The sequence below is a fragment of the Methanolobus psychrotolerans genome, from assembly GCF_002243045.1.
Taxonomy (GTDB): Archaea; Halobacteriota; Methanosarcinia; order Methanosarcinales; family Methanosarcinaceae; genus Methanolobus; species Methanolobus psychrotolerans.
The window spans coordinates 1-22,678 of record NZ_MBKP01000024.1; the positions used below are offsets into that span (position 1 = coordinate 1).

The following is a 22,678-nucleotide window of genomic DNA, read 5'->3' on the forward strand; positions in this document are numbered from 1 at the left end:
AACACTCTCTTTGCAGTAACTCCTTTCATAATCTTAACAATATCAGTAGGTGCTATGAATGGTTGTGTAGATATGAAAAGATGGATATGTTCAGGCATGACTTCAAGTTCAAGAATTTCCCATTCCTCAGAATCAGCAATTGTTCTTATTTGGTCATCAAGAAATTCCTTTAATTCATCGTTCATAACCTGTTTTCGATATTTAGTACACCATACAATATGATACTTCATGTGTCATCGGTTAAGAAATAAAACGATTTTCATGATGCTGTTTTTCTAATATCAGCGATTCCTACTGGGATTCTATCCCAAGCTTAGATATTTATATACTCGACTGCCTTTATTTTATTGTCTGAGGGGACAACAATGACAAACGATCCACAAATTATTGAGAAAAACCTTTGTAGTATTTTCTCTCCTGATTGGCTACGCCAAACTGCTCACGAAACAGGTCTTGTCAAACGGGAACGAAAAATCGATCATGTGATAATGTTTTGGGTTCTGACCTTGGGATTTGGTGTTCGGCTTCAACACACTTTGGCCAGTCTGAAACGTAGTTATGAAAAAGCAGCTACTCAGAAATTAAGTGATGGTAGCTGGTATGAACGTTTTACTCTTGAACTGGTAGCATTTCTGAGAGCTTGTGTTATGCATGGGATCGAATAACTTGCTCAAGAACATTTCATAGTTGTTGGCAATAGAGCACCCATGATAATGTGTTATGCATGGGATCGAACAACTTGCTCAAGAACAGAACAAACATCTATCAGAGAAACTCTCTCAATTTGAAGATGTACTTATCCAAGATAGCAGCATTGTTCGTCTACATAGCTCATTATCTGAAAAATGGCCTGCAGCACGGACAAGAACAATAGCTGCAGGTGTAAAAGTAGGATTACTGGTTAGTGCAGTAGCCAATGGACCGAAAAATGTAGCTCTCTATGCTGAAAGCACTAATGAATTGAAGACATTGCATATGGGACCATGGATCAAGAATAGAATCCTCCTCATTGATCTTGGATTCTATAAGCATCAACTATTTGCAAGGATACAGGATAACGGTGGTTATTTTGTGTCCAGATTGAAGAAAAACGCTGATCCACTGATTGTCAACGTTAACAGTATCCATAGAGGCCGAAGTATCGATGTCAAGGGAAAATGTATAAGTGAAGTTTTACCACATCTGAAAAGACAGGTTCTTGATGTAGATGTGGAAATTTCTTTTAAACGTCGAAGCTATAACGGCAAGCAGAAAAACGATACTGAAAAGTTCCGATTGATTGCGATAATGAATAAAGAGACAGAGGAATATCACACATACATCACAAACATTTCATCGGATGTACTGGATTCAGAAGACATTGCAAAACTCTATGGAGCCAGATGGGATATTGAATTGGTATTCAAGGAACTCAAAAGCAGGTATGCAATGGATGTTGTAAATACAACCAATCAGAATATTGTTGAAGCATACATATGGATAGCAATACTGACACTCATTGTTAGTAGAAGGATATACACAATTGTAAGAAGCCACAATGAAAAAGAGATGAAGTTAAGGTATACACAACTGCGATGGAGCACGATATTCTCAGAGAATGCTAATGATCAACTTCGATCAATTTTAAAATATTGTGGAATAGAAATGTCACTTGAGATGTTTATGGAAGTATATTCGAGTCAAGCACTAGATCCACATGTCAATAGACAACGATTTAGAGATGAATGGTGGGCTTAACCGATGACACATGTATTTACACGAAAGGGTGCTAGCAACATGACCAAATGTCAATGCAGAATCAGATTTTCCAATAAATATTCTGTACTTTTCAAATTTATCATTTAGCTGATCCTGGCAGCCAAGGATTGCATTGGAAATAATATCTTTTGCATTCAGAAGACATGGTACATCTTCAATTAAAGGTATTATATGCGGAGGTTCCATTTCGAAATTGAACTCTTTTTTTGCCAATTCACTTACGTCTATCATATGTTGCTGTGCCTCTACGATCTCTTTAATTGTACTTGTCATGGGATGTACCAATTCAGAGATTGCCTGAAAATCTGAATATTCATAGGCATTATAGTTAGCTTCAGCAACAGACATCATAACCATAAGTTGTCTGAATCTGTTTTCGTGAACTGCGCTTGGTGCTCTGGGGGTAATGAATGCATCCTTACCAGGAATAAGTCCGGTTTCTTCAATGATCTTTGATACAATCTGAACATTTTGATGATATGGTGTGGTCTTCCCCTCATAGTCAGGCATGTATTCATCGCAACCATATTTTGTGATAGCTTCAACGGATTCTGTAATCTCTTCCTGGGTTGAGATGTACTTTGACACTGAATCCGGATGCTGTGTACACATCACTTTTGGAAAATCAATATTTAATGTCATATTTGAATCACACCTAATATGAATAAATATGACAAATTATTTAAAATTATGGGAATATATGAGTATTGTGCGTGGTTTATGACAGATGAGAACATCAATCTGTTTAAATATATTGTCATATATTTAAATATACTTTCATATTAATAAATAAAAAAGGTGAACCGATGACTGATGTAACAGTAATACTCGGAAGCAAATCAGATAGAGATGTAGCCAAAAAGACGATTGAAATTTTTGATAAATTCGATGTTGAATATGCAATTACAGTCGCATCAGCACACAGAACACCCAGCAGAGTAATTGAGATAATCCAAGAAGCTCATGAAAATGATGTAAAGATCTTCATAGCTGTCGCAGGGCTCGCAGCACATCTTCCTGGTGTGGTGGCAAGCACACACGACAAAACCAGTTATCGGAGTTCCTGTAAATGCTGAACTTGACGGAAATGATTCTCTGCTCTCTATTGTTCAGATGCCTCCAGGTATTCCAGTTGCATGTGTGGGGATTGGAAGAGGAGACAACGCAGGAATTCTAGCCGTTCAAACAATGGCAATTAATAACAAGGAATTGGAGATAAAGTTGGCAGATTATAGAAGAGAACTTGCTGAAAAAGTAGAAAGGGATGCTCTAAGCTTATTTGAATAAATTCCAGCGTTTTCTAAATTATGTCCAGGCGCTTAACAATCATAGTTGTTGATGTTGGACATTCAATGTAATTCTTAGGTATGTCATTACGTTCTAGTATCTTAAACCAATATTCTGCCAACTTACAAGTAATTTCACCCTTTTCGTGATATTCTGATTTCTTTTTACCGTCAAAGACAGTTACTCTATCATTGAATTCAAAAAGAAGTGTTTCATTTGAGTATCCATAGATATTCTTTGTAATACCAATGCTTTAGCAGCCACCTGTATTTTTTTATGGTGATCGGTCATTAAGCAGGGCATCTAATTTTTCATCCATTTTATTGAGGCGATCAATGATATTTTCCTGCTTTCCTTTTTCAGCCAATTTATTATAGGCAGGATATTCATTCACCATTTCTTCTTTCATCTCATCCATACTATTAATGACCACTCCGATTGCAAAATTAAGAACTATTAATCCACCAATTAATACAAAGGATGTGAAAAATAATGCTGCTCCAATAGGAGATGCGGATGGATTCGTGCATTCCAATCTTGCGCCTTCATATCCATATTGATCGCATCCATACATGTTAATATACATGACATCGGTCCAGTCTTCAAAAGTGACCATTCGAAAGAGTGTCAGCAAAGATGTTTGCAAATTTTCAAAATGAATTGGATCATTTTCTGAAAATGCAAAGGTTGCCATCACTGCATAGATATAAAAAATAATTCCAAGCAACAGAAAAACATGGATCATGGAAGGAATACTTTTTAATAGGGCCCCTACAATTAATCTCATCTTAGGTATTGTTGTGATAAGTCTAAAAACCCGTAAGACTCTTAAAAGCCTTAACACCGGTAAAAATGAGCCTCCCAACGGGAGAAGGACGCCTACGACAATTATAAAATCAAATACGTTCCAAGAGTTTTTGAAATACTGAAGAGGGCGTGGCATTTCAGAAGCAATTTTGAGTATTGCCTCAATTACGAATATTATTATAATTAATGTGTCAAGGGCTGTGATAAGATCATGGTGCTTTGCAGAGAAATCAGGATAAGTCTGCACCCCAACCAATATTCCTGCTAAAATGATAATAGATATTATAAACACTTCAAAATATTTGTGAGTGACTATTTTCTTAAGGTTGTCGAATGTTACCATTTTATCCCAATATTTGCAATGATTTATTTATTTATTTATTTATTTATTTGAGGGGCAGAACAATTATCTGTGGAATCAGTATTTTTCCTTTTTCTGCTCCACAAAGATGTTTACCTGGCCAGTAAAAGATCATATTGCAGGCAGCTGTTTCATAAATCTCCTTTGCTTTTCCTGATTATGCATATTCCATGTTATTTTTACCATGGCAGTTTGATGCAACTCAAAGTTTAAAAATATTGTCATATATCGTCATATATTGTCATAAAATGGTCATTGTTTGGTCCTTGCTATAATGGTACTTTTTTCCTGCAATCCATGCAGCTCCAAACTTGGCAATGATCGTAGCGCCTATCATCCAGAATCCCAAGATGAGCTGATTTCCCCCTTCAAAGAAAGGATGAATATTTGTAAGTATTCCCACTGAAAGAAGGAAAAAAGGTATGAACAGTACGTTTCCGGCAAACTCTATTCTATTCATGGGAGGAATGGTATTTGGAATTAGACGGTTAAGCAGAAGGCTGGCAAGGAAAGACCCAATAATAGGTTCGTTCCCGGCAATTTCTGCAAGATATGCAAGTATAAACGCTATAGCCAACACAAAAAGAAATTCAAAATAACTCTCATCTGTAAGTTTACTGAAAAACCATCGTGCAATACGAGGAACAATAAACAACGATCCTACAAAGAAAACGACCAACCCGAAAAGCAACTTCATCCAGAAGAACATATCAAGCCTCCCCTCAGTGAAGAAACCACAACAGCCAGGACCATCAGGGTCAGTGTATCAGTAAGTAAAGTAGCCCCAATTGCAGCAGTAATGTCCTCATTGTTGACAATACCAAGCTTCTTGATAACCGAACATGTAAGTAAGGTTTGTGAAGCAAATACGGAAGCGAAAAGGAGGGCTTCAGTGAAAGACAGACCCAATACTTAATATCATGCAGCCGTCCCTGCAACCTGTGGAATTAAAAATGATAATGTACCAAAGACAAAGACCAGGCTCCGATCTATCTTCTCAATGAACTTGTTAATATTTATCTCCAGTCCTGCTATAAACATCAGGTAAACAAGACCAATTTCGCCAAGAAGCACAATGGTCTCTCCCTCTCAAGTATATGCAAAGCATTGGGACCGATTAATCCTGACTTCCGCCTTTTTAGGCGCATACGCGTCTCTTGATGCGGAAATATGTGCTTATATTTTACAACATTATTCCGTTTGGCAAGAAGTAAAAATCAAATTCTAGTGGCGTTTTCTATTTGCATCTCCTGCTGATATGCGCTTAAAACTTGGGAACTCAGGATTAATGCACCGGCAAGAATTACACATTATCCCCGGTAATCTTAGTTATTTGAATAGAAGAGGTGCTATAAGGAAAATAAGCATCGACAACGCAAAGATCAATACAGACTCATGTAGAGGGATTGATGGGAATATGCTCATTCTCTGCAATAATCAACGCATATTTGTGATTAAAAATATTTATCTTCCATTTTCTGCAATACTTTCTTCCCGAGATCAGTTACAATATATTTCTTCCATGTTGACTTATCGGGGGTTAAACACACAATTAAATTTTTATATTCCAGTTCTTTCAAAGCACGGCTGATATTTTGAGTTGACCTGTTCGTTTCATGAGCAATATCTGAAGCTGTGATAACATTATGACTTCGCATAGATTTCATAAGAATAAGACGTCGATCAACAGTTATTAGCCATATAAGCAGCTCATCAATTGAATTCTCTTTCGGATCTTGCATTGTGATACCTTCAAATGTGAGTTTTCAATATCATATATTTGTCTTTTGGATTTTGTTAAAAATTTCCCTATATGCAAGGCTCAGATCACCAATATTCTTCCTGAACACATCTTTATCGAGGCTTTTTATAACCCCCTTTTCAAATTCTTCCATTTTCCAAAAGCGACATCCATCTGGAGTTCCCACTTCATCTGCAAGAATTATTTCGCCACTAGAAGTCCGTCCATACTCCACTTTAAAGTCTGCTAATATTATGTTACTGTTAGCCAGTTCCTGGACCAATATTTCATTAATGTTTTTTGTTATGTTAGTTATAGTTTTTATTTCTTCTTTGTTTAGCCAGCCATTGGATATTATTTCATCTATATTTACAGGCCTGTCCACAGCTTCAAATTTTGTCGTGAATTCAATCATTCCATTGGGTATCGCTGAACCTTCGATTGGTTTCGCACCTTCCGGAAGCATTATATCTCCTACTTCATAACGCCGTAAGAGGGATCCTGCCACGAAATTTCTCCAAATTACTTCTACAGGTATTATGTCCAGGCGCTTAACAATCATACTTGTTGATGTTGGACATTCAATGTAATGTGTAGGTATGTCATTATATTCTAATATCTTAAACCAATATTCTGCCAACCTACAAGTAATTTCACCTTTTTTGTGATATTCTGATTTCTTTTTACCGTCAAAGGCAGTTACTCTATCAGTAAACTCAAAAAGGAGAGTATCGATGGATTTTTCATAAATATCCTTGGCCTTCCCAGAAAAAATGTATGCTGTTTTTTCTTGTTGCATACTCTATTAAATCAGACTCATAATTTAAATATTTTATCATATTTTATCATATATTTGAATCGGGTGTATTTTTATAACTATCAATAAATATTATGTGATGTGTTGCATGATATTGGAATATATTTTAGTCCATATAGGGTGATTTTAATAGTTTTCTACAAACCAAAAAGTATATTGCTAAATTATGTACCTGGACACAATGACTCAAGAAATATTGATGATTTGTTTCATATCATCTGGCGTAAGCTCATGATGGATGGGTTTTCTACTTCCTTTGTGTAGTATCAGATGAGATAGTTCAGACTGAAGCTAATTAGATAAGGAACGAATGTGACTGTATATTGGTGCGAGGGAATGAGTGAAGTTGAGTGCAGGATTGATGAAATGCTGACATGACTCGGGGTAGTAGAACATATGGCAAAGGGAAAGTTCCATATCATACTTTTGATGTGTATTTTCCTCTTTATTCTTTAAATGCAGTTATACATTTTGATTTAGATCTTCCTCATCTTTACTTTCCTCAAGAATTATCACATTACCCCGACCTTTCTTGAATTTCCGGACGATGCCACGGCTCTCAAGATCAGACACCATAAGGCTGACCTTGGCTTCGGAATGTCTGACCTTTGCACGCAGTTCCTTCTGAGTGATTCGGCCATCATTCTTTGAAATGATACTTATTACTTCTCTTAGATCATCTGGCAATCCCTGCCACATATCTGCCGGCATTATCGGATCAAACTCTTCGTTAGAGATATGGCTGCTTCCATAACTTAAAGTAGACTTGCCACTGCGTTGTTTCACAATATAATAGACTCCTGCGGATAGTATCACAAGAATGAAAAGAATACCAATCATGCCCAGAGAAAAGGGACTGGGATCCTGCTCATCATCCTCATCTGAAAAGCTTGCGATCTCATCAAGTTCCTCAAACTCATTTTCACCCAGAGAATCATAGTATACTGGAAGCAAAATAAGGTCCAGTACATAGTCACCATCACCAGTGACCGTAATTTCTTCTTCTGTGTATGCAACCAGATTATTAGAACTGTAAAAACTGGCAGATATAAGATAATCCCCTGGCTCCAGATTAAAAGAATATATGCCGTATTTTGCAAGCATGGACTGGGAAGGCGTGGAATTAACCTCAATAATAACATCCTCAAGAGGATCAAATGAATCCCACTCATACACCGCACCATGGATAGTTGCTACCTCTGTGGCATTTGAAAATTGCACCCCTCCAAGTAATATGAGGCAGATTACACCAAGCAGGGCCATTTTTTTGATTAACACAGGATGTATATTTACTAAGTACACCCATATAATAGTTACTTACAATCAAACAAAATAACATACCATCAAGCAATTAAAGCCCTTTTAAGTTTTAACCTTAAAGCCTAAACACAAATCATTAAAGAATGAAACTGTAGCAAAGAAAACTGCAGCAGAGGAAATAGGGGGCCACACAATAAATCAGTTGCTAAGAAGGCACTTAGAGCGAAAACATGACTTATACTAATTAATCTAAAACACAAGTCATCTCCATAGTTACTCTAAAGCCTGATAAAGCTTTATCAAGTTAAATAAATCTTTCAAAGACTCCTTTATACCATAAAGTATGCTTAAAGATCCCATAAAGTAAAGTATGCTTATATCCGGCTTTGCCAATCAGGGAATTGCAGGTGTAAGCTGAGCGCACCACCAACCAAGTATTGCCTGGCTTACATCTATAATACCTACAATAAGAAAATAGGAGAAAATAATTTGAAAATAAGAGCATTTACATTGATTGCTGTGGCCATTATGCTTGTCAGTTTATTTACAATAACTGCTATGGCAGCAGATCAGCAAAGAGACAGAGATCAAGATTGTACAGGTGTACCTGAAGATGCATTAAGAACACAGACAAGAGCAGGCATCAATGCCGGTGGCATGGTTACTGGGGTATGTGATAGCAGCAACTGTGATGGAGATGGTGTTTGTGACAGTTTCGTAGACGAAGATGGTGACGGTATCTGCGACAACTGTCAGGGTGATGGAGTACCAGATAGACTTCACCAGAAGCTAAGAAATGGTTCATGCCAGGAATAAGAAGGTATTAACAAATTAAAGATAAATTCGGCTAATAAATAGCCGGATATTTTTATTTGTTGTATATCATAATCTTTATCACTTTCATTTATTATATCAACATAACAACAAAACAAATTGACAAAGAGAAAAAATTAAAAGATAACGTGGGGTGATCTTATGGAAAAACAAGGATTGAGAATTTTTGCATACTTTGCCGCAGTACTAATGCTGATAAGTGTTCTTTCGGCTGGAGCGCTGGCAGCGTCTGACAATGCAAAGAACAATGATGTTAAAGTAGTGACTGGCAACAATGGAAATGGCAACTTGGCTACTGACAACAGCGATGTTGAAGATGATCCTGATGATGACACGACACCCACCTATGATAGGGGTCGTGACAGAATAATGGATAACGCATCAGAAGATGCGACCAGAAAGAGGACTGAAAGTATGAATGCTGCATCTGATTATAAGGATGCAAAGATCAAGTTTTCCAATATAAAGTCCAAAAATCCAAATCTGGATTCTGAGGAAGCTATTAACACTACCAAGGACTACCTCAATAGTTCTATCGATTATATGATCTCACTCCTTGATGAGGAAGATGATGCAGATTACATAGAGGCTTTGGAAGAGGAAAGAGATAGCTTAAAAGATGCAGAGACCAGAAAGGAACTTGCAGATGCTGCAAAGAACATCAGAAGTATATGGAATGATGCACGCAAGGACCGCGTTGTCACTACAGGGAAAGCCATTGACAATAAGATCAATGCAGTTCTTAAGACATCAGAATCACTCATAGTACGTCTTCAGAATGAGATTGCGACTATGAAACAAAATGGTGAAGATGTAGATGATCTTGAGGAAATGCTTGCCGAATACGAGGGACTCATAGCTGATGCTAGAGAAAAGCAGGAACAGGCAAGAAACATCTACATGTACGGAAATGGCAGTAACGAAGAGAATATCCGGGAAGCAAACAGGTATCTTGTAGAGGCTGGAGAGGACATCAGAGATGCAAATGCCATTCTCAGGAATATGCTCAAGGAACTCAAGCAGCAGAGAGAAGGAGTGGTTGTGCTCACAGGAAATAGCTCACTGGCAGCCGAAGGTAATGGTACAGCTGTTATCTCAGGTGATGTTCATATAAATATCACAGCTAACGATTACGCTAAACTTGTCATAAAAGATCTTGCAGGCAATGCAGAGGTAGATGTAAATAATGCAGTGTATGAGACTTCAAACATAGATTCCGGCAACAGTACCGACAACAACCGTGCATTTGTCTTTATGGACCTAACCGGTGATGTATACATTGAAGGAAGCCGCCTTACAGTCATGCTCCAGGGTTCTGATATAGAATTCACAGTCTATGGAACAGGTACTGCAGTACTTTCCGGAGAAGGAACATATGATGTTGACGGAGAAGATGGCGAGTGGGTAAGCCGCTACATAGACGATGACTCTGAGGATGAAGAGGAATCAGAAGACACTCCAGAAGAAGAAACTGAAGAGGAAGATGACAGCACATCTGAAGATGTGAATGCAACTTCGATCTGAAGGTATCAGAAAATGAGAAGCGATATAGGAGTTGATGTGAAATGACAACATTAAGAAATATCGTCATCATCGCTGTCCTGCTCTTCTGTGTTCTGTTTTCCGGATGTGCTGACAAAGATACAAATGAAGAGGAAGCAGTGACGAATGATACCATGCAGGAAGTAAGTGTTGCAGATGAGGCCCTTAGTGAAGAAATGGTGGGCATTACTGATACTGAGATCGAGGATCTGGAAAGTGAGCTTGCAGAGCTTGAAGCACTGATCGCTGAAATGGACCTCGCAGAAGATATCGTAATCGAAGACATATGAATGATGTTCATTCATATTTTTTTTAGTTTTATTTTTTACAGTCGCCATATGGGTCAGGATCATTTTTTTAAGTTCGGTGCAATCCCGGTTATTATCTCATGGGGACTATACATAAAATATGTAGACAATCTTTTTATAGAAGAACAAACCACATATTGACACTTAGAAATGACACCATATCTAAGAGGAAAATTATGGGAAATATGCTCAAAACAACTTTGTTACTTGCCTCCCTTACCGGTCTTCTGGTCATTGTAGGCCGTATGATCGGCGGGATGTCGGGAATGATCATTGCATTTTTATTTGCAATTGTCTTAAACTTTGGAAGCTACTGGTATAGTGATAAGATAGTCCTGAAGATGTACCATGCACAGGAAGTAACCGCTGCTGAGGCTCCGCAGCTCTATGGGATAGTGCAGAAGCTGGCAATGCGTGCAAATCTGCCAATGCCAAAAGTCTATATTGTGAAAACTTCCATGCCAAATGCATTTGCAACCGGCAGGGATCCACAGCATGCAGCTGTTGCTGCAACCACAGGGATTCTTGAGATTCTTACACCCGAAGAAATTGAAGGTGTGCTGGCCCACGAGCTTGCACACGTAAAGAACCGTGACACACTGATAAGTGCTGTTGCTGCAACCATTGCAGGTGTTATCACTATGATAGCCACATGGGTTCAGTGGGCAGCCATATTCGGAGGATTCGGCGGAAGAGACGATGATGGCGGGAATAGTATTATCGGATTCATCGCACTGGCAATTGTGGCCCCACTTGCGGCAACCATCATACAGCTTGCCATTTCAAGATCAAGGGAGTTTGCCGCTGATGAAGAAGGTGCACGTATCTCACAGAAACCCTGGGCCCTGGCAAGCGCACTTGAGAAACTGGAGTATGGCAGTACCCATTACTCACAGCGAAGAGGCGATGTGCGTCCTTCAGAAGCAACTGCACACATGTTCATAGTCAACCCCCTAAAAGGCAATGCCATTATGAACCTGTTCAGGACACACCCTGTGACAGAAGAGCGTGTCAGACGTCTGAAGGCGATGTGAACAGTGATAATTGATTAACAATTAAAAATTAAAGAGGCTCGTCTGTCCACGTTCTACGAGGTGGACGACCTCCACATCATTTTCTTCCAGTTTTATAGAAAGATACTGCCTATGACAACCTTTCGGACTTTTTTCCGCACACATTAGTACTATTCTGCCATTTTCTTCATTTACTTTTCTGATAAGGTTCATAAGTTTTTCCAGACTATTCTTGAAAATATCAGTCCCCATATACTCGGCATAATTAGAATCACGCATCCCTCCTACGCCTTCACAATGAGAATAGATGATTCCGTTCTTTGGGAGAATCGACTCAAGTGACTCCTTATTGTAGTCCTTGAATGTAGACTGCGGATATCTTCGTATATCCACAAGATAATTCACTTTGTTCTCAATGAGCATACTTATGAAATCGTCAGGCTGACGGTTTCCATATCCTATCGTGTAGCACTTCATTCTTCTCACCATCTATGATAGGTAATGTAAGAAGTGTTATTTTAATTTGACATTGAAGTGTTAATCCGGGAGTCTGATAGAATAACTCATAAAGAACTTACAGAGCACATCCCACAGCATCAAAACATTGCCCCTGCTAATCGATAAGAATATCACTGAGAAAGGCCATCTTGTCCATAATTATAGCATATGGGAGAATTCATATTAGTTTTGTTCAAACTAAAATGTACATCCTTTAAGAAACATATTGGGAACGGCATTTGGAATACATCAAGTCATCACATCTTATTCAAATCTGTATAAAGAGGATAAAATGAAAGTATCTGTCAGCACTTCGAAGATCAATGGTGAAGTATTTGCACCACCATCTAAAAGTTATACCCACCGGGCAATCACAATTGCCGCCCTGTCGGATGAATGTGTGATCCATCGCCCTCTTATGTCAGCAGATACCCTTGCAACAATACGTGCATGTGAGGCATTTGGAGCATGTATTGAAAAGTCAGAAGGAAAGCTGTACATAAGAGGAATAAATGGCAAACCTTTTGTCCCCGGTGATGTGATAGATGTTGCAAACTCAGGAACCACTCTGCGTTTCATGACGGCCATTTCAGCACTTACAAACGGAGTGACTGTGCTTACAGGGGACAACTCCATAAGGAACAGGCCAAACCAGCCGCTTCTGGATGTATTGAACAAACTTGGAGTAGAAGCATATTCTACCCGTGGTAATGGATGTGCTCCTCTTGTAGTGCGCGGAGGACTCAAAGGCGGCAGTACAATGATAGATGGCTCAATAAGCTCACAGTTCATTTCCTCGCTTCTTATTGCGTGTCCTCTTACAACCCAAAGCACAACCCTTTCCCTCAAAGGAGAAATGAAGTCAAGGCCTTATGTTGATGTTACCATTGAGTTGATTGGGATGGCAGGCGGTGAGATACTTGTGGAGGAAGGTAATACTACTAAATTCATGATCCCCGCTAACCAAAGATATAACTTAAAAGAGTATACGGTCCCCGGTGACTTTTCATCAGCTTCCTACCTGCTGGCTGCCGCAGCACTAACAGGGTCAACAGTTATCGTGAAGAATCTTTTCCCTTCAAAACAGGGAGATGTGGATATAATCGACGTCCTTGAACGTATGGGCGCGGAAATCTCATGGGATAAGGGGAATGGAGTAGTAAAGGTTACAGGAAACGGCCTTAAAGGAACAACTTTCGATGCCGGAGCAACACCTGATCTTGTGCCTACAATTGCCGTACTTGCAGCATGTGCTGAAGGTGTTACGGTAATAGAGAATGCAGAACATGTGCGTTACAAGGAAACTGATAGGCTGCACGCAATGGCACTTGAACTGGCCAAGATGGGCATATCTGTCAAAGAAGAACCGGACCAGCTGATTATTACTGGTGGTACATTGCAAGGTGCTGAACTGCACGGATGGCATGACCACAGGATAGTGATGGCACTCACAATTGCCGGAATGGTAGCCGGAGACACAACAATAGATACTGCTGAATCCGTGGAGATATCTTTCCCCAACTTCTTTGAGGAAATGATTTCTCTTGGAGCAAAGGTAACTCTTTTCTGATAAAATAAGAACAATAGGGAAGATCACTTCCCTGTTATTTTCCCGAATAAGAATTTTCTGCAGATCTGCTGCTGATAGCTTTTTTATGCATGTAGTCAGGAATTACGTCTTTTTCCACTACCAGTTTGGACGTACCAATCCCAACCACAATGACCTTACTCTCAACCGGTTCTTCGCCTTCCCTTATCATAAGGTCCTTTTTGGTTACTTCTATCTCTACCTCGTCTTTGGAGTAGCCTGCAGCCCTCATGTAATCCATTATAAGTTCTTTACCCGTTTCTCTGGCAAACTCATATGCATCCATGTACTGAGGGAATACAGATCGGTTCCCAGGCGAGAAAACAAAGTACCTGATAACTTCTTTAACAGTCTTTAATTCCTCATCTGTGATGTTCTCCCCTGTTATCGGAGCAAAGTCCCTCTTTATAAGTATCTCTACACGCTTGATGCCTTTACCTACAAGAGAGCCTACAGCATTGCCTACGTTGGCATGTTCGGGAACAACTATGCTGGCATCTATCAGCTTTTCCATCTCTTCTTTATAGGCAACTACGGGACCACCGAGCAATACAACAGGAGTCTCAACTTTAAAGCGGGTAAAATTCTCCCCGGAAAGCATCCTGTCAACAACTGATCCAGGGATGCCTTCTACAAGATAAGAAACAAGATCTGATGCCATGTTCCTTGCAACTTTTTGTTTTACCATGGAACAGACTTCTTCCTTGCTGATCCTTAGCTGTTTGGCAAGCCTTTCAGCACCTATCACAGATGCTTCGGTTTCCCACTGCCTGAAATCACCAAGCACATGAAGAGCATCGGTGGGAGTGAAACCAATGGATTGTACCAGACGTTTCTGTATGAGACTGTCAAGAGCACGGACACTTGGCTGTTTCTTCAGGCGCTGGAATATATCCACATACGAAAGAGGCATCCCCTGAATTACATCATATATCTCTTCTTCTGTCCTTGTAAGTTCAAGAGACGTGGCTCCGGTGCGGACAAAGAATTTGGTTGGCTGGACATTCTCACACAGAAGTTTTCTGGAAGGGGATTTACATTCTTTAATCCTTTCAAGGAAACCTGTATATTCAACAGCAGCGCGGCAAAGAGGTATCACTCTTCTTGGCCCTATGAAAAACTTTTGCTCCTGGACCCATACGTGACTGTCACCACCTGTTGCAGAGGTTTCCATTCTTATGGCTTTCACCATGGTCTTCCAGCCACCTACCACAGCTCCCTGGTCACTCAGCTCTGGAACACCGTTCCTGATAAGGGCAACATCCGTACTTGTACCCCCTACATCCACCATGACGCATGTATCATATTTTGTGAGGAAGGCCGCACCTACAAGACTTGCAGCAGGTCCGGAAAATATTGATTCAATGGGGCGCTCCAATGCCTCTTCCATGCCAACCACCGAGCCGTCACATTTGAGCATAAGGAGATTTGCATCGATACCCCTTGATTTTATGTCTTGCATGATGGACTGGATGAATTTATGTGTGATAGGCAGGAGCTGTGCATTAAGATATGCGGTTATGGCCCTGTCATATGCACCTACTTCCTGGGAAAGCTCGTGCCCGCACACAACAGGCAGTCCTGTAAGTTCGCGGATAATGTGTTTTACACGGAGTTCATGCTCAGAATTACGGTTACTGAAAAAAGAAGATACCGAGAATGCCGCAACCTGGTCCTTCACATCAAGGGCAAAAAGTTTTACTCCTTCTTCATCAAGGGGGGCAGCTTCTTCACCATTGCTGGTATGGCCGCCGCTGAGCCTGACATAGTATTTGGCAGGGAACCCCTCTGCAGGAATCACGTAGTCGCCAACAAGGATTACACCGACTGGAAAACCTGTATCCTCAAGAATTGTATTAGTAGATAGAGTGGTTGAAACTGAAACTAGTTTTACGTCTCTGACATAATCAGGGTTCAGCGAGTCTATTACTTTTTTAATTCCACCTATTGGGTCTGGATACGTAGTAAGCACTTTAGTAGCATCCAGTATCACGCCATCCGAATCACGGATAATGACCCCGTCTGTGAAAGTTCCTCCGGCATCAATGCCCAGACTGTATTGCATTTTGGTTCACTCCTTGAAAACAAAATTAAAGATAATAGTGATAATGTAAAAATAAATGGTTTTGCAATATTTAAGCATTACCACGCAATGCCGGACAAAATACAGAGTAAAAACAGAAATAGGAACTGAAATAAAAAAGAGTAAGTAGCAGGCATAAAGCCTGCACTTGTTTTAAAATTATTTTGCCGGGATGATGAGTGATCTCTCACCAGCAGGCTCGAACTCTCTGAGAGCTCCTCTTGCAAACTCCTTCCTTGGCTTTGTGAAGTCAAATGGCAGGAGGCTGTCTGCGAAACAGACCTTGATGAGTGGGTTTGCTGCGAATGCATCTCCGCGTCCTGCGTGTGCAGCGGAGGTGATTGCAGCGTATCCGCCCTGGTGACCTACGTTCATTGCGTAGTTTGGATAGTTTGGTCCACGCAGTTCAAGAGCCAGACCTTCGTCGGACTGGTATGAGAGAACGTTTGTTGCACCACACTGGTCCTGCAGGTCGTATCCAAAGAAACCGAGTCTTCCGAGTGCTTCCTTGTGCAGGTACATTGAAAGGTACCAGCCAGAAAGACCAGCGTTTCCGTTTCCTGTTGCGATTGCTACAGCGGAGCCAGCTGCGGCTGAAAGGCTTGTTGCTCTCTGTGATCCGCCGAAGTGGTCTTCGAGGGTTGTTGGGTACTTCTCGTAGTTCTCAATACCGTAGATCGTGGATTCGGTTGCGATATCCTTTACAACTTCGAGTGTTGCCTTTACCTTGTTGCCTGTACCGGTTGTTGCTGCACCATCGTACTTGTCGTTGATGTAGTCTACGTTGTAGTAGAGGTTGTCATCAAGGATGTTGTTACAGTATGCTGCTGTTGCGTACTGTGTGAAACCGACACCACCAGACATGTATGAACCGAGCCATATCTGATCGTAGAGCATACATCCAGCACCAACTACCTCAAGAGCAACGTTTGCTGGGTTCTCAGGAGTCTTGCGGCTTGTCTGTACGATATCTGCGAAGTGGCCGAAAGAGATTCCACCAGGCTCATTTGGACCACGTGCACGTCTTGCCGGGAGCATTTCACCCATTGAGATAACACCTGCGTGCTTTGCTGCATATGAAAGGTCAGCTACTGCTGCTTCACCAGCACACATGCTGTATGCTGAAATGAATGACATACCGACCTGCATAGCCATCCACCTGCTTGTCTGGGCACCGTCTGTTACTCTGCTGACAATGGTTGGGATGTGAGCTGCCTGCCAGGAGGTCTTTCCAATAGCTGCTTTGAGTTGCTCTGCCTGTTCAGCCGGGAATTCCTTGTTGATGTCGATAAGGAACTGCTTGTCAATTTCATCTGCAAGTTCATCGTCACCGGTGAACATCTTACAGTAACAGTCATCTACAAGTGCCGGGTGGGTCTCGACCATGTGTTCCTGAACGACTGCTCCTCCAGGGAGTGCGTGGTTGAGTGTCTCAAGGTAGTGGTTGATGGTTTCTGGTGTGACTTCGATACCCAATCTTTTCTCGAGGGTCTCGTGTGCCATGTCCATACCTACAATTACGGTCCTTCTGATGTCATCCCACATCTGCTGCATTGCAGCGTTGTTGACGTAGTGGAGGTCATCGATCTCGACCATGTCGTCTGTGCCTGAAAGGAATGATGGGGTAAGTGCTCTCTGACCGAGTGGGATACCACCACAGTGCATCATTGGGTTGTAACCTACAAGACCCCTCTTTGCTGCGAGTTCAACACCAGCTTTTTTCATTTCTAACTTTCTTGGGTTCTGATCGACACCAAGTCTGTGGTATGTTACAGTCTTGTCTGTGATTTCGCCGCCGACCATTTTGTTGGTACCATGTTCTTGTGTGAACTTGATCTCCATATGTTTTGCAAACATTTTCTTTCTGTCATTTGCCATTATCATCACCTCAGTTTTCCGGCTTGAAGCCATAAATGGTTCTCTTATCGAATACCCTGTGTACCCATTCAATGACTTCTGCATCGTCTCTGAATGCAACGTTGTCAACACGGTATATGGTTGTTCTCTTTGCTGCCTCTGCTTCGGACATTGGCTTTCCGAGGTTGACCTTCTTGTCGATCGGTCTTCCTACCTGGTCCTTGTGCATTACGATTACGTCGCCTTCTTTTCTAACCCTGTCGAGCATGTCGAACATTACGCCATCCTCTGGAAGCCTGAGTGAGTGACCGTGAACTGTTGCGCCTCTAAGGCCAGCAAGTGCCGGACATGTCATCTCTGTTTCGATCTGGAACTTTGCGAGCTCTTCCATATCCCTTTCACGGGCTTCAACGACCTGACGACCGGAAAGTGTACCTGGGTCGACACCTCTGAAATTGATTGCTGCAGCGTAGGACCTGAAGTATGGTGTTGCTGGTGCGTTGTACATTGAGTCAACAAACTGTACGTACCTTACCCTGTCACCAGCTTTTGCGCCTGGTGTTGGTTCTACGATCTCTCTGATTGAGCATTCTGGCTCGCCCATTTCTGCGAGTGGTGGGTGGGTGCTTGGGTAATCGCTACCTGGTGCACGGTGTCCGAGAACAAGTGTCAGGTCATCATCGGAGATCTCTCTGAGTTTCTCCACTTTACCAGACATGTGTTTTCTTCTGTTTTCAGCAACTGATGTTGCCCCTGGATAATATTGTAGTTCATATGCCATAATTATTCACTCCTAATTCTCTAATGATCTCATTGTGGTTTTCACGGCTTTCACGAGTTCGTTCAATTTTTCCCTTGAACATGATTCGCCTCGTGTAACTCCTGTCACAATTTCCATTACCCTTCCTTTTGTTAAAATATCACTATCCTTTGGTTTTACAAGCCTTGTCCTTACTCCTGCAATTGCAAAATCCTCGAAATCAACGAGGGTCTGGCAAACAACTACTGCAGGAATCTCTGCTTCTTCTAGTATTGCCTTTACCTTCCTGACCACATGATCCCTGATGTTCCCTGTGTGGATAACAGCAACCTTATGCCTGTTTATCTGTGCGATCTCTTCAGGACTGAGTCCAAAAGAACCGGAACCCATATTGGAATCCGGAACACCCGAACCGGTGTTCAGCACAAGCACACTCACCTGGATCTCTTCGCGGCGCATCCCATATGTGAGTTCACAGACAGGTTTTGTGATATGCCTTCTGCCGGGGCTCATTGCAACTGCAATTACATCAGGCCTGCCAGTCTCGGAAAGAGTACCGCGTTGTGCAAGTCCTCCTCCTCTGCCAAGACCCATTCCGTGTCTGCAATCCACAACCTGTGTTTCCCGGTCAAACATAATATCACTCATCCTGCTCTGGTTTAAGGATACATATTGGATGTTTGCTTAGTTTTCCTTTAGGATCTGTCATTCCGATCATAATTGGGTCTGCATCTGGTCCACGTTTTGCATAATCGCTGACTGTCTGCATTCTCGGAATGAAGTTGCCTTCCCTGAATTCAAATGATACGGGAAGAACCCGGTCACAAGCGTCCCTTACCTGCTCTTTCACATCAGCATCGAGAACTTCCATACGGATGCCACCTACGTATACAGCAAGTTCTATTGCCTGGCCGGCAACTTCTATTACCTTGTTCCCGGGATGCTGCACAGGAACTCCGGTGGCTGGCCCATATGGAACGGTCTGAGGGAGTCTTGGGCCATGAATGAACAGCCTGATGATACCTTCGATCTCAGCTATCTCGTTAAGTAGCGATTGGGCAGTTTCGGGTTTAAGCAGTCTTGAAGGAAATATTTCAAGCTGTACAGTGTTTGCGTCTGAAAAAGCTTCGGACATTTTTGTTACCTTTTTGATTACCTATGATATTTAAGGAGGGGATTTATGTCTTAGAGAGCTCCTGCCACTGCTTTGATTGGCTCCTTGAACTCTGATATTGAACCAAATACGTTTCCAACAAGTGCTGATGTCTTTTCGACTGTAAACATCTGTGTACCTGCGTCAAGTGAGCAAGCTGCACATACACAAGGAATTGCGAAACCTCTGGAGTGCCTGGTTACAACGTGGTTACCGTTGAAGATACCTGGTCCGCCACCACCATAGATGGAGTGACTGAAGAATGAGAAACCTACTGCTGTACCCTGAGCTCTACCCATGTCACAGCCAGGAAGGCCTGTTTCCTTCTCAAGGATGTCGTTGAAGTAGAGGATGGTTGAGGATACGTTCTGAGCTGCCCTTCCGGCACCACAGTTTACAAGTGTTGCTGCAAGCTGACCTGCTGCTGCACATGCGTTCCACATGGAAACATCGTTTGCCTTGTAGAAGTTGTATCCGGATGGTGCGGTCTTGTCTACTGATATTACACCAAGCTCAAGAGCCCTGTCTACAACTGACTGGATCACAGTACCGATTGTACCGTTCTTGCCGTTCTCTTTTACAATGTCGTAAACGATGTTGTTTGCGTTAAGACCCTGGAATGCAAAACCAAGTAACTGGTGTCTCTCGAATGGACCTACAGCGTTACCCATTTCGTACATACCTACCTGTTCGAAGATGGATGAAAGTGCTGCTGCATTCATTGCCCTCTTGCCAGTGATCGCTGCAATGTGGTTTGTTGTGATGTTCCTCATTGAGAAACCAAGACCCTCATTGTTCTGTGGGATACTGAGGATGGATGCAATATTTCCACCGGACATGTCCATTGTCTGTGGGTAGCTTCCCCATACAGCGGACTTTACGATTGGTGCATCGAACATGTCAGTCTTGAACATGTCAATAATTGCCTGGACGACTGCTGCGCCTGTTACGGTACTTGCAGATACGTAGTCAGCACCGACCTGTGCCCTTATGCTTGGTACCTGGACAATCATCTGCTTTCCGCCACCAAGCTGTTTTACGTTGGTGTCGTCACCATCTTTTACGCTCACAAGCTTTGCGACTGCATCCTGAATTGCACCTGCATTGCCAATGATGTCATAATTAAGTTCCCTTCCAAGGATCTGCTTTTTGCTGCCACCCATTGTACCGGTCTTAAGTGCTTTCTCGATTCCAGCGAGGTTTACTGCAACTGTCCTCTTGGTATCTTTAATGATATTTTGAATCGCTGCGTTTCTTGTTGGCGCAATATCCATAAGATCAACGCCGCTTTCCAACAGTTTACCTCTGTCGTCGTAAATGTCTATTTTATCAGACACGTATATTTTCCTCCTATGTTTCTATTCAGAAATCACCCTTTATGGAAACGTACAGATGAACGAATGAATGTAAATTACTCTGTACCACACAGTAATTTCTGTACGAAAAGTTTCCACTGGGAATTCTCGGAATTATTAAGCAACGATGACGTTTAAACCTTTTGCATCATTTATGAACAATTTCGCAATCATCAAACGCGAGCAAAAATTGCCGATAAAAATAATTGATTATGTTATCCGCAGATATATGAACTAAAAAACTATAAATAATAGATGCCTCAAAAACGAGGAATTCTGGTAAAAACAGGAAGGATACGGGATAGGACAAACGGATGTATGATCTCATCCGCAAACATTTAAGTACCTATATAATTGTAATCCGTTCTATGGAGATAATCGCTGACGTAGGAGGCAATCCGGGAATCGATTGCAAAGGTTTCTGCACATACTGTTATTTTAAAAAAGTAAAAGAAAACCCTCCGTTTGGATGTAAATACTGCTTTCCCTTCAAAAAAGGTTGCGACTACTGTACAAGAGGGATCAGGGAAGCGTACTCCGGCTTCAAACCAGGACAATATGTATTCCAGGAACTTTACCAGAGACTCAGAATGACCTCCGGGGACATAGACAAAATAACCATTAGCGGTGGCGGGGATGTGAGCTGTTATCCCGAACTTATGGAGCTTGTTGCCAACCTTTCACAGTTCGGCTTACCCATACACCTTGGATACACCAGTGGGAAAGGATTCAGTAAAGGAGATGAAGCTGAATTCTTCATCGAATATGGAGTAACTGAAGTATCATTCACCGTATTTGCGACTGATCCCGAACTCCGAAAAGAATACATGCGTGATCCTGAACCTGAGGCTTCACTTAAAGTCTTACGTAAGTTCTGCCAGCATTGTGATGTATATGCTGCAATAGTCCTTATCCCCGGAATCAATGACGGGATAATCCTTGAAAATACCCTCAATGACCTTGTAGAAATGGGGGCAAAAGGAGCCATACTCATGCGATTTGCCAACAGAACTGAGGAAGGGCTCATACTGAACAATGCTCCTGTCATGGAAGGTATTAAGACCCACAGTATAGATGAATTCATAGAAATTGTCCGCGATTCTGATGCAAAGTTCAATATACGCATTACAGGAACACCACTTGAAGATCCACTCATTGGATGCCCATATGCCATCCGGAATGAAATAGCTGCCCTTGACAAACTCCCTTATATAAGAAAAGATGCAACAATACTCACAAGCCGGGCATCTGTGGGCCGGCTTCAGGAAATCTTCACAAAGCTTGGAAGCACCGTCAATGCCGTTGCAGTTGACAAGGATATCGCATGCCTCATTACTATAGAAGACCTGGAAAAACTTAATCTTAAAGATGTAAAGGAAACAGTCATAATACCAGGCAGGGCATTCGTACATGATCCTGAGACTGCAAAAGCACTTTCAAGAGATGGGGTCCCGCGTTTTGTCCGCAGGGGGCCTGACATGTTAACCTATGACGGAGAGATGTCGATCGGACTTTCAAAAGAAGAAGTCCTTGATTTTGAAATCCAGCAGTTCACAGAACTCATCCACGAGATTAATGCTATCGGATTGCCCGTCAAGGAATAATGCGAAAATAATCGGGAATATTATAAATCACATGGGTCATAGTAGCAGATAA

The 22,678-nt window shown here is 41.6% G+C and carries 25 protein-coding genes and 1 pseudogene; 9 read left to right on the plus strand and 17 right to left on the minus strand.

Translation table 11 applies throughout. The features are described 5' to 3' along the window. Nucleotides 1–230: IS200/IS605 family transposase (gene tnpA / locus BB781_RS09220; protein WP_129582676.1), on the minus strand; the 230-nt coding region annotated here is incomplete at its 3' end. A gap of 135 nt (nt 231–365) precedes the next feature. Here tnpA and BB781_RS09225 point away from each other — a divergent pair. Continuing rightward, nucleotides 366–1,737 (plus strand): annotated as a pseudogene (locus BB781_RS09225) (IS4 family transposase). On the opposite strand, the gene ppcA reads toward BB781_RS09225, so the two are convergent. Continuing rightward, complete coding sequence (gene ppcA / locus BB781_RS09230) at nt 1,687–2,400, minus strand: phosphoenolpyruvate carboxylase (RefSeq protein ID WP_094228211.1); 714 nt, start codon at nt 2,398–2,400, stop codon at nt 1,687–1,689. The pseudogene BB781_RS09225 and the gene ppcA overlap by 51 nt on opposite strands. A 164-nt stretch (nt 2,401–2,564) precedes the next feature. Here ppcA and BB781_RS09235 point away from each other — a divergent pair, with 164 nt between their 5' ends. Together BB781_RS09235 and BB781_RS16410 are read left to right on the plus strand one after the other, a co-directional pair. After that, a complete protein-coding gene (locus BB781_RS09235; protein ID WP_340637516.1) occupies nt 2,565–2,834 on the plus strand; it encodes an AIR carboxylase family protein in 270 nt (89 codons plus the stop codon). After that, nucleotides 2,779–3,045: an AIR carboxylase family protein gene (locus BB781_RS16410; protein WP_340637517.1), complete on the plus strand. Its 267-nt coding sequence runs from the start codon at nt 2,779–2,781 to the stop codon at nt 3,043–3,045. Before BB781_RS09235 ends, BB781_RS16410 begins: the two co-directional genes overlap by 56 nt. A gap of 13 nt (nt 3,046–3,058) precedes the next feature. Here BB781_RS16410 and BB781_RS16460 read toward each other — a convergent pair whose 3' ends face one another. The 8 genes from BB781_RS16460 to BB781_RS09265 form a co-directional block, all read right to left on the minus strand. After that, on the minus strand, nt 3,059–3,295 hold the full coding sequence (locus BB781_RS16460) for a phosphoribosylaminoimidazolesuccinocarboxamide synthase (protein ID WP_094228212.1): 237 nt from the start codon (nt 3,293–3,295) through the stop codon (nt 3,059–3,061). A 24-nt stretch (nt 3,296–3,319) separates the two neighbouring features. Beyond that, entirely contained in the window at nt 3,320–4,195 is an 876-nt protein-coding gene (locus BB781_RS09245) for an ion transporter (RefSeq protein ID WP_094228213.1), read from the minus strand. Between the two features lie 259 nt (nt 4,196–4,454). Further along, complete coding sequence (locus tag BB781_RS16125) at nt 4,455–4,922, minus strand: cation:proton antiporter domain-containing protein (protein ID WP_242492598.1); 468 nt, start codon at nt 4,920–4,922, stop codon at nt 4,455–4,457. Next, entirely contained in the window at nt 4,907–5,122 is a 216-nt protein-coding gene (locus BB781_RS16130; protein ID WP_242492599.1) for a hypothetical protein, read from the minus strand. The genes BB781_RS16125 and BB781_RS16130 overlap by 16 nt, the downstream gene beginning before the upstream one ends. Before the next feature lie 9 nt (nt 5,123–5,131). After that, entirely contained in the window at nt 5,132–5,287 is a 156-nt protein-coding gene (locus BB781_RS16135; protein WP_242492600.1) for a cation:proton antiporter domain-containing protein, read from the minus strand. A 380-nt stretch (nt 5,288–5,667) separates the two neighbouring features. Next, nucleotides 5,668–5,955 carry an HTH domain-containing protein gene (locus BB781_RS09255; protein ID WP_094228214.1) on the minus strand — a complete coding sequence of 96 codons (288 nt, stop codon included), beginning with the start codon at nt 5,953–5,955 and terminating at the stop codon, nt 5,668–5,670. 30 nt (nt 5,956–5,985) lie between these two features. After that, the gene (gene purC, locus BB781_RS09260; protein WP_094228215.1) at nt 5,986–6,753 is read right to left on the minus strand and encodes a phosphoribosylaminoimidazolesuccinocarboxamide synthase; all 768 of its coding nucleotides are present in this window, start codon (nt 6,751–6,753) and stop codon (nt 5,986–5,988) included. A gap of 480 nt (nt 6,754–7,233) precedes the next feature. Then, nucleotides 7,234–8,049 (minus strand): helix-turn-helix transcriptional regulator, encoded by an 816-nt coding sequence (locus tag BB781_RS09265; RefSeq protein WP_242492601.1) that lies wholly within the window; start codon nt 8,047–8,049, stop codon nt 7,234–7,236. Between the two features lie 471 nt (nt 8,050–8,520). Here BB781_RS09265 and BB781_RS09270 point away from each other — a divergent pair, with 471 nt between their 5' ends. From BB781_RS09270 to htpX, 4 genes are all read left to right on the plus strand, one after another. Next, a complete protein-coding gene (locus BB781_RS09270; protein WP_094228217.1) occupies nt 8,521–8,847 on the plus strand; it encodes a hypothetical protein in 327 nt (108 codons plus the stop codon). Between the two features lie 159 nt (nt 8,848–9,006). Continuing rightward, nucleotides 9,007–10,389, plus strand: coding sequence for a hypothetical protein (locus BB781_RS09275; RefSeq protein WP_094228218.1), 1,383 nt, complete (start codon nt 9,007–9,009; stop codon nt 10,387–10,389). A gap of 41 nt (nt 10,390–10,430) precedes the next feature. After that, nucleotides 10,431–10,697, plus strand: a complete 267-nt coding sequence (locus BB781_RS09280) for a hypothetical protein (protein ID WP_094228219.1) — start codon at nt 10,431–10,433, stop codon at nt 10,695–10,697. Nucleotides 10,698–10,891: 194 nt separating this feature from the next. Next, nucleotides 10,892–11,749, plus strand: coding sequence for a zinc metalloprotease HtpX (htpX, locus tag BB781_RS09285; RefSeq protein ID WP_094228220.1), 858 nt, complete (start codon nt 10,892–10,894; stop codon nt 11,747–11,749). Nucleotides 11,750–11,770: 21 nt separating this feature from the next. On the opposite strand, the gene BB781_RS09290 is transcribed toward htpX, so the two are convergent. Continuing rightward, nucleotides 11,771–12,205, minus strand: coding sequence for a DUF488 domain-containing protein (locus BB781_RS09290; protein ID WP_242492602.1), 435 nt, complete (start codon nt 12,203–12,205; stop codon nt 11,771–11,773). Nucleotides 12,206–12,518: 313 nt separating this feature from the next. On the opposite strand from BB781_RS09290, the gene aroA reads away from it, so the two are divergent. Continuing rightward, entirely contained in the window at nt 12,519–13,796 is a 1,278-nt protein-coding gene (gene aroA / locus BB781_RS09295; RefSeq protein WP_094228221.1) for a 3-phosphoshikimate 1-carboxyvinyltransferase, read from the plus strand. 34 nt (nt 13,797–13,830) lie between these two features. Here aroA and BB781_RS09300 read toward each other — a convergent pair whose 3' ends face one another. The 6 genes from BB781_RS09300 to mcrB all read right to left on the minus strand — a co-directional run bounded on the left by BB781_RS09300 (nt 13,831) and on the right by mcrB (nt 21,004). Continuing rightward, nucleotides 13,831–15,879 (minus strand): hydantoinase/oxoprolinase family protein, encoded by a 2,049-nt coding sequence (locus BB781_RS09300; protein ID WP_094228222.1) that lies wholly within the window; start codon nt 15,877–15,879, stop codon nt 13,831–13,833. 177 nt (nt 15,880–16,056) lie between these two features. Next, nucleotides 16,057–17,775 (minus strand): coenzyme-B sulfoethylthiotransferase subunit alpha, encoded by a 1,719-nt coding sequence (gene mcrA, locus BB781_RS09305; RefSeq protein ID WP_094228242.1) that lies wholly within the window; start codon nt 17,773–17,775, stop codon nt 16,057–16,059. Between the two features lie 10 nt (nt 17,776–17,785). Then, nucleotides 17,786–18,535, minus strand: coding sequence for a coenzyme-B sulfoethylthiotransferase subunit gamma (gene mcrG / locus BB781_RS09310; RefSeq protein ID WP_094228223.1), 750 nt, complete (start codon nt 18,533–18,535; stop codon nt 17,786–17,788). Between the two features lie 12 nt (nt 18,536–18,547). Further along, nucleotides 18,548–19,153 carry a methyl-coenzyme M reductase I operon protein C gene (gene mcrC / locus BB781_RS09315; RefSeq protein WP_094228243.1) on the minus strand — a complete coding sequence of 202 codons (606 nt, stop codon included), beginning with the start codon at nt 19,151–19,153 and terminating at the stop codon, nt 18,548–18,550. Between the two features lies 1 nt (nt 19,154). Next, nucleotides 19,155–19,649: a methyl-coenzyme M reductase operon protein D gene (gene mcrD, locus BB781_RS09320; RefSeq protein WP_094228224.1), complete on the minus strand. Its 495-nt coding sequence runs from the start codon at nt 19,647–19,649 to the stop codon at nt 19,155–19,157. Nucleotides 19,650–19,699: 50 nt separating this feature from the next. After that, entirely contained in the window at nt 19,700–21,004 is a 1,305-nt protein-coding gene (gene mcrB, locus BB781_RS09325; RefSeq protein WP_094228225.1) for a coenzyme-B sulfoethylthiotransferase subunit beta, read from the minus strand. Between the two features lie 386 nt (nt 21,005–21,390). Between mcrB and mmp10 the strand changes: the two genes are divergently transcribed. After that, the gene (gene mmp10 / locus BB781_RS09330; protein WP_094228244.1) at nt 21,391–22,626 is read left to right on the plus strand and encodes a methyl coenzyme M reductase-arginine methyltransferase Mmp10; all 1,236 of its coding nucleotides are present in this window, start codon (nt 21,391–21,393) and stop codon (nt 22,624–22,626) included. The last annotated feature ends 52 nt before the right edge of the window (nt 22,627–22,678 follow it).